This is a genomic window from Microbacterium sp. BF1 (genome assembly GCF_019279095.1).
Classification (GTDB): Bacteria; Actinomycetota; Actinomycetes; order Actinomycetales; family Microbacteriaceae; genus Microbacterium; species Microbacterium maritypicum.
Genome location: NZ_JAGYWT010000117.1, coordinates 1 through 6,255, shown reverse-complemented (window position 1 = coordinate 6,255; position 6,255 = coordinate 1). Strand labels below are relative to the sequence as shown.

At 66.4% G+C, this 6,255-nt stretch carries 8 protein-coding genes and 1 pseudogene; 6 read left to right on the top strand and 3 right to left on the bottom strand.

Going from position 1 to position 6,255, the window contains the following annotated elements:
- Positions 1-299 (top strand): endonuclease NucS domain-containing protein (locus KZA10_RS06230; protein WP_218682427.1); only part of this gene is annotated, 299 nt, incomplete at its 5' end.
- An 11-nt stretch (positions 300-310) separates the two neighbouring features.
- Here the strand turns inward: KZA10_RS06230 and KZA10_RS06225 are convergent.
- The gene (locus KZA10_RS06225; protein WP_218682426.1) at positions 311-736 is read right to left on the bottom strand and encodes a response regulator; all 426 of its coding nucleotides are present in this window, start codon (positions 734-736) and stop codon (positions 311-313) included.
- A 145-nt stretch (positions 737-881) separates the two neighbouring features.
- On the opposite strand from KZA10_RS06225, the gene KZA10_RS06220 reads away from it, so the two are divergent.
- A complete protein-coding gene (locus KZA10_RS06220) occupies positions 882-1,547 on the top strand; it encodes an HAD hydrolase-like protein (RefSeq protein WP_055875546.1) in 666 nt (221 codons plus the stop codon).
- Positions 1,548-1,681: 134 nt separating this feature from the next.
- Here the strand turns inward: KZA10_RS06220 and KZA10_RS06215 are convergent, their stop codons facing one another.
- Positions 1,682-1,888, bottom strand: a complete 207-nt coding sequence (locus KZA10_RS06215) for a cold-shock protein (protein WP_017203899.1) — start codon at positions 1,886-1,888, stop codon at positions 1,682-1,684.
- A 623-nt stretch (positions 1,889-2,511) separates the two neighbouring features.
- Here KZA10_RS06215 and KZA10_RS06210 point away from each other — a divergent pair.
- From KZA10_RS06210 to KZA10_RS06200, 3 genes are all read left to right on the top strand, one after another.
- Positions 2,512-3,336: a shikimate 5-dehydrogenase gene (locus KZA10_RS06210; protein ID WP_308289604.1), complete on the top strand. Its 825-nt coding sequence runs from the start codon at positions 2,512-2,514 to the stop codon at positions 3,334-3,336.
- Between the two features lie 88 nt (positions 3,337-3,424).
- Complete coding sequence (locus KZA10_RS06205) at positions 3,425-3,670, top strand: hypothetical protein (protein WP_055871634.1); 246 nt, start codon at positions 3,425-3,427, stop codon at positions 3,668-3,670.
- Positions 3,667-4,647, top strand: a complete 981-nt coding sequence (locus tag KZA10_RS06200; protein WP_218682425.1) for an SRPBCC domain-containing protein — start codon at positions 3,667-3,669, stop codon at positions 4,645-4,647. The genes KZA10_RS06205 and KZA10_RS06200 overlap by 4 nt, the downstream gene beginning before the upstream one ends.
- A gap of 55 nt (positions 4,648-4,702) precedes the next feature.
- Here the strand turns inward: KZA10_RS06200 and KZA10_RS17800 are convergent, their stop codons facing one another.
- Positions 4,703-4,837, bottom strand: coding sequence for a hypothetical protein (locus KZA10_RS17800; RefSeq protein ID WP_017829963.1), 135 nt, complete (start codon positions 4,835-4,837; stop codon positions 4,703-4,705).
- 256 nt (positions 4,838-5,093) lie between these two features.
- Between KZA10_RS17800 and KZA10_RS17795 the strand changes: the two are divergent.
- Positions 5,094-6,255: pseudogene (locus KZA10_RS17795) on the top strand (hypothetical protein); the annotation flags it as partial.

Below are 6,255 nucleotides of genomic sequence, written 5' to 3'. Positions count from 1 at the left end.
TGCGCCGCGAATACCCGACGGCCATCGGCCCCGTCGACCTTCTGGTGCGCGATGCCGACGGCGCCGCGATCGCGGTCGAGATCAAGCGACGCGGCGACATCGACGGCGTGGAGCAGCTGACCCGCTATCTCGAACTTCTGGGTCGCGACCCGCACCTCTCCCCCGTGCAGGGTGTGTTCGCCGCGCAGGAGATCAAGCCGCAGGCACGCGTGCTCGCTGAGGACCGCGGAATCCGCTGCCTGGTGCTCGACTACGACGACATGAAGGGCATCGAGTCGGGCATCCCCCGCCTGTTCTGAGGCGTCGCCCGTCAGCGCGCGGCGATGAGCCGGGGTGTCGGGCCCTCAAGGCGCGCGATCGCGATCTTCACCTCGACGATCTCTTGCTCGATACGGTCGAACCGCGCATCGAGCTTCGCGTCCTGCGCTTCAAACCGCGCATCGAGCTTCGCGTCCTGCGCTTCAAACCGCGCATCGAACTTCGCGTCCTGCGCTTCAAACCGCGCATCGAACTTCGCGTCCTGCGCTTCAAACCGCGCATCGAACTTCGCGTCCTGCGTTTCGAACCGCGAATCGAACTTCGCGTCCTGCGTTTCGAACCGCGCATTGAACGTCGCCACCACCTCCGCGAATCGCGCGTCCATCCGGTTGATCATCCAACCGAAACCGCTGATGATCGCCACCAGTAGCGTCACTGCTGTCGCCAGCATCGTGATGACTTCCACCGACACGTACATGCCCCCTATTCTCGCCCGCGAATCCACCGTTGTCACGACCTTATATGTGGACACTAGGCGTTCACATGAGGCGTGCAGAAGTGACTCAGTTGCACACCTGTGCAGGAAGAGCGGCCATCGCCGTCCCGGCCCATAGGCTGGAGAGATGCCTCACTCCCCCTACTCCTGCGTGCTGTGGGACGTCGACGGCACCATCGTCGACGCGTCCGTCGGCATCCTTCGCCGGCTGAATGTCGCGCTCACCCACTTCGGGCGTCCGGCACCGACACGCGAGGAACTGGTGCACTGGATCGGCCCGCCCATGTTCCAGTCCTTCCAGGACCAGGCGGGCATGACGCCGGAGCAGTCCGCCGAGGCGGTCGCCTTCTACCGCACGCTCGGCAAGGCCGACGGCTACACGACCGACGCCGCGACCTACCCCGGCGTGGTGGACCTCATCAACGAACTGCACGCTACGGGAGTGCCGCAGGCGACAGCCAGCTCGAAGCCCGAGAACCAGGTCGACGCACTGGTCGACCACTTCGGACTCCGGCCCGCATTCCTGACGACCGTCGGGGCGACGCCCGACGAGTCGACCCTCGCCTCGAAGACCGACATCGTCGCCGAAGCTCTTCGTCGGCTGCGCGAGCACGGCGCCGACACCTCACGCCCCGTCCTCATCGGCGATCGGCACCACGATGTCGAGGGTGGCAACGCCAACGACGTCCCGGTGATCTTCGTCGAGTGGGGCTTCAGCGACGCCCACGAGGGTGACGAGGCCGCGTTCCGGGTGGCCTCCGTGGCCGAACTCCGCTCTCTGCTGCTGACCTGACCGGCGCGCTGGCGCGCGACCTGCAGACCACACGCCACGTGCAGGGAGCCGAATCGGACCCGGAAAGCACAGAACTCCCCGCCGGATGACGCATCGGGACGCGATCCGGTGGGGAGTTCTGTGTCTCGCCCGTCTCAGACGGGGCGAATGTTCTCTGCCTGCAGGCCCTTCGGGCCCTGCGCCACATCGAACTCAACTCGCTGGTTCTCTTCGAGAGACCGGTAGCCGGATGACTGGATGGCGGAGTAGTGCGCGAAGACGTCAGCGCCTCCGTCGTCGGGGGAGATGAAGCCGAAGCCCTTCTCCGAGTTGAACCACTTAACCGTGCCCTGGGTGCTCATGTACTGCCTGTTCTGCTGGTGAAGAAGCCGACGCAGGGATGCCCCGACATCGCTAACGCTAGCGGAGGAGGCCCCGAGCGGAATAGCACCTGCAAGAAGGTAATCCAAATGTTGCACGAGCGGCACGCGGCCGTCATCCGGCGCGTTCGGAGGCGCACGGCCCAGAAGGCGCCCAGAAAATGGTGTGGCCCTCACCGCGGGGGGAGCGATGAGGGCCGAAGACGACCGGAGGGTGCGTCAGAGACAGCTTAGCTCCTTTTCGACGTCCTTGTCCCCCTTTTGGGGGACAAATCTGAACTTCGTCGCGAGGGCGAACGATAGCGGCCCCCTCGAGTAGCCCATTGGGGACTGAACTACTCGAGAGGGCCCAATCGCACGCACAGATCGTCTGCCCCTGGGGTGGGCCGCCGCCTCGTGGGGAGAGACGTAGACGATCAATCCCCTCGTGCATGCACCTTCACCATAGGGGAGGAAGCGCCGTCCCGCCATCGAATTTCACCCGGGCTAGACCGGCGCGGTCGGGACTTGACCCTGAGGGGTCCGCGGGTCTCGTCCAGGTGTGTGACGGATGGTCGCGTCGGCGACATCGCACGCGACGACCGGCTCGCGAGTAGCCTGATCCGGTGACTCTGCTCAACAAGGACATGACGCTGTGCATCTCGCTTTCGGCACGGCCGAGCAACAACGGCACGCGCTTCCACAACCACCTCTACGAGGCGCTCGGGCTGAACTGGATCTACAAGGCCTTCGCCCCCACTGACCTCTCCCAGGCGATCGCAGGCGTGCGCGGACTCGGCATCCGCGGATGCGCGATCTCGATGCCTTACAAGGAGGACGTCATCGCCCTCGTCGACCGGATGGACCCCTCGGCGAGCGCGATCGACTCCGTCAACACCATCGTCAACGATGACGGCGTGCTCACCGCACACAACACCGACTACTCCGCGATCGCGCAGCTTATCGAACGTGATCGCCTCGATCCCGCGGCCTCGGTGCTGCTGCGCGGGTCGGGGGGAATGGCGAAGGCCACTGCCGCCGCGTTCCGCGACGCCGGATTCACGCGCGTGACGATCGTCGCCAGGAACGAGCGGAACGGCCGCATGCTCGCCGACCTCTACGGCTTCTCCTGGGTGGCCGAGGTCGGAGACGCCACCGCAGACATCCTCGTCAACGTCACTCCGATCGGCATGGCCGGTGGCGCGGAGGAGCACACGCTCGCGTTCTCGGAAGACGCGATCGCCGCGGCATCCGTGGTGTTCGATGTCGTGGCTCTTCCTGCGGAGACACCGTTGATCGCCGCCGTGCGCTCCGCAGGCACCCCCGTGATCACGGGGGCCGAGGTCGCGACGTTGCAGGCGCTGGAGCAGTTCGTGCTGTACACCGGCATCCGGCCGTCGGCGGAGCAGGTGCGCGAGGCCGAGGAGTTCATGCGCGCCGGGAACGCGTGATCGGAGCGTTCTGATCGCGGAGACCTCGTCTGACGAACGCGTGGCAACGTAAGTTGACAGCGCCTCGTTAGCAACGTAGGTTGACGACATGGAATCCCTCGATGTCGCACAGATCGCCGCGGACACGACCGACCCGCGTGCGGGCCTGCGTGCGGTGGCATCGCTGCGCACGCTCGCGGACGCACTCGAATTGCGCCAGGTCGAAGCCGCACTGCGGTCCGGCATGAGCTGGCAGGCGATCGCCGATGCCCTGGGCGTCACCCGCCAGGCAGTGCACAAGAAGCACGCGAAGCGGATCGATCCGACCATCGCCGTTCCCCGGAGGAGCTCATGAGCAGATTCACCCACGCCGCCGCCACGATGCACACCCTGTCGCTGGCCGCCATGGAGGAGGCTTCACGCTTCGGAGTGCGCGACGCCGACATCGATCATCTGCTCCTCGCCCTGACCATCGACCCCGACACGGGAGGGCAGATCCTGCGCGGCATGGGCGCCGGTCTCGATGCGGCCCGCGCGGCGGTCGCGGCACAGCATGCAGCTCAACTCGAGCTCGTGGGCATCGCCTCAGACACCGACGGTCTCGGTCGCATCGTCTTCCACGAGACCTCGGGATACGAGTGGACGGAACGGGCGCTCACTGTCCTGAAGGAAGCATCGAGCGGGGATCGGCACGGCGACTCCGCTGCGGTGCTGCGCACCCTCATCGACGAACCGAGCGGTCTCATCCAGGAGATCCTGCGACGAATCGACGTCGACCCGGAGATCCTCAGCGCTCGCCTGGATGAAGTGCAGCGACTGCGACTGGTGCCGCTGCAGGCGCCCGACACGCACACGCTGTCCGGCACGCGCTCCCTCTTCGCCCCGGCTTCGCGGGAAGACGTCTGGGCTCTGCTGTCATCCGCCGGCCGGATTCCCGAGTGGGATCCGGCTGTGGGCACCATCCATGCCGACCACGACACGACCGGGCCGTGGGAGGCGGAGTCCACGACAGGAGCCCCGGACGGCAGACCCGTGCGCGTGAAGGAGGAGTTCCGGCGACAGCGCGTCGAGCTGGTGGAGTGCGAGAAGCCCGCCCTCATCCGGTGGCGCTTCTCCTACCCGGACGCCGTCCGATCGAATCCGAGGCTCGTCGACTTCGAACTCGAACATGCCGCTGGTGGAACGCAGATCCGCGCGACCCTCACGTGGGAGGCAACGCAACGCCGTGGTGGCCGGCGCCTGGTGCGCACCCTCCTGAAGCCGCTCCACCGTCTCCTCGTCTTCATGCAGCTCGCGCAGATCGAGAGTGGGATCACCCGCGTCTTCCGTTGACCCTGCGCCCCCATGGCGGGCGCACCACGCGGATGCGCCCGCCGGACGAATCCGATCAGCCCTTCGCGCCCTTGCGAGGCTTGATGAACTCGGCCGGGGCGTTCTTCTCGCGCTTCGCAGCTCGCTTCTCCTTGAGCGAGAGCTGCGGCGCCTTCTTGCTGTCGCGACCCTGGATGGACTTTCCGGACATGGTTACTCGCTTCCCCTTCGGTGGCTGGCGTAACCTCCGACCATAGCCCGGAACCAGGGGAAGTCAAATTTCCTTTTGACCGGGAAAAAACACACACCGCTCAGTGCTCGTGGCTTTCATGCCGTTTTCGGAATGTTCCCGCCGCAACACCACAGCGCCGACGCGGTTTACTACCGTGGGGCGGGAAACGACGACGGAGGACGACCTCCGACGGTGAGGCAGATCGGGGACGGCCCCACCTCGAAGGAGTCCGGCGATGTCACGCACGGAGCTTAAGCAGTTGATCGGCGTCACCGATATCGTCCGCGTCGCATTGGGGTGGGGCGCTTTCGCTGCCCTCCTCCTCTTCCGCCCGGTTCTGGAGCCCCCTGTGCCCGTGCCGGTACTCGTGATCGCGCTCGGGGCGATCATCGTCGTGATCCTCGTCTGCGCGTTCGGTGTCGTCAAACAGGCCGAGGCTCTCGCCCACAGGCTCGGCGACCCGTACGGCTCACTCGTGCTGACCCTGTCTATCGTGCTGATCGAGGTCATCCTCATCTCCGCGGTCATGCTCGGTCCTGGTGAGCACGCGACCATCGCCCGCGACTCGGTCATGGCCGTCGCGATGATCATCCTCAATCTCGTCATCGGGCTCGCACTCCTCCTCGGCGGACTCCGCCACCGCGGCATGGCGCACAACCGCACCGGCACGTCGGCGTATCTGTCGATGCTGGTGGTGCTGGTCGCGCTCGCGTTCGGCCTCCCCGCTCTGATCGGAACGGACGGCTCGTACACGACGGCGCAGGAGATCCCGATCATCGTGCTCACCCTCGTGCTGTACGCCTTCTTCCTCTACCGGCAGATGGGCGCGCAGGCGAGCGACTTCACCGAGGTCGATCCGCGTCTTCTCCAGACCGTGGAGGACCAGGAGAAGGGCGAGGCCAGCGGCGGGATCCGCCAGGTGCTGTCCGCGCACCGCACGGAGGTCGTCGTGCGCCTGATGCGCGTCGGCGATCTCGAGAAGCGGCACGAGGTCCATCGCCAGGATCAGCTCCAGCCGTGCAGTCACGGAAGCGTGCGCCCCGGCCTCATGCAGCACCCGGATGCCGCTGCGCAGCGCCGCGAGATAGTCCCGCAGAACGGACAGCTGCGCCTTGCTCTGGGTGATCGAGGTGCCGTCGGCTCGGAGCCGCCAGCGCACGACGACATCGGGGATCACGTCGAAGGCGCGTGCCCGCGTGTACATCAGCTGGGCGACCACCTGGTCCTCGTAGGCCACGCCTTCGGGGAAGCGCAGATCATGCCAGAAGTCGGTGCGACTCACCTTCGACCACGCGACGATGTTCGACACCGCCCGCGGGTGGGACTCGAGAGTGGTCGCGAGCCGCTCCGGCGAGGTCGCCGCCGAGACCCAGGGCTGCACGCGACCGGCGGCATAG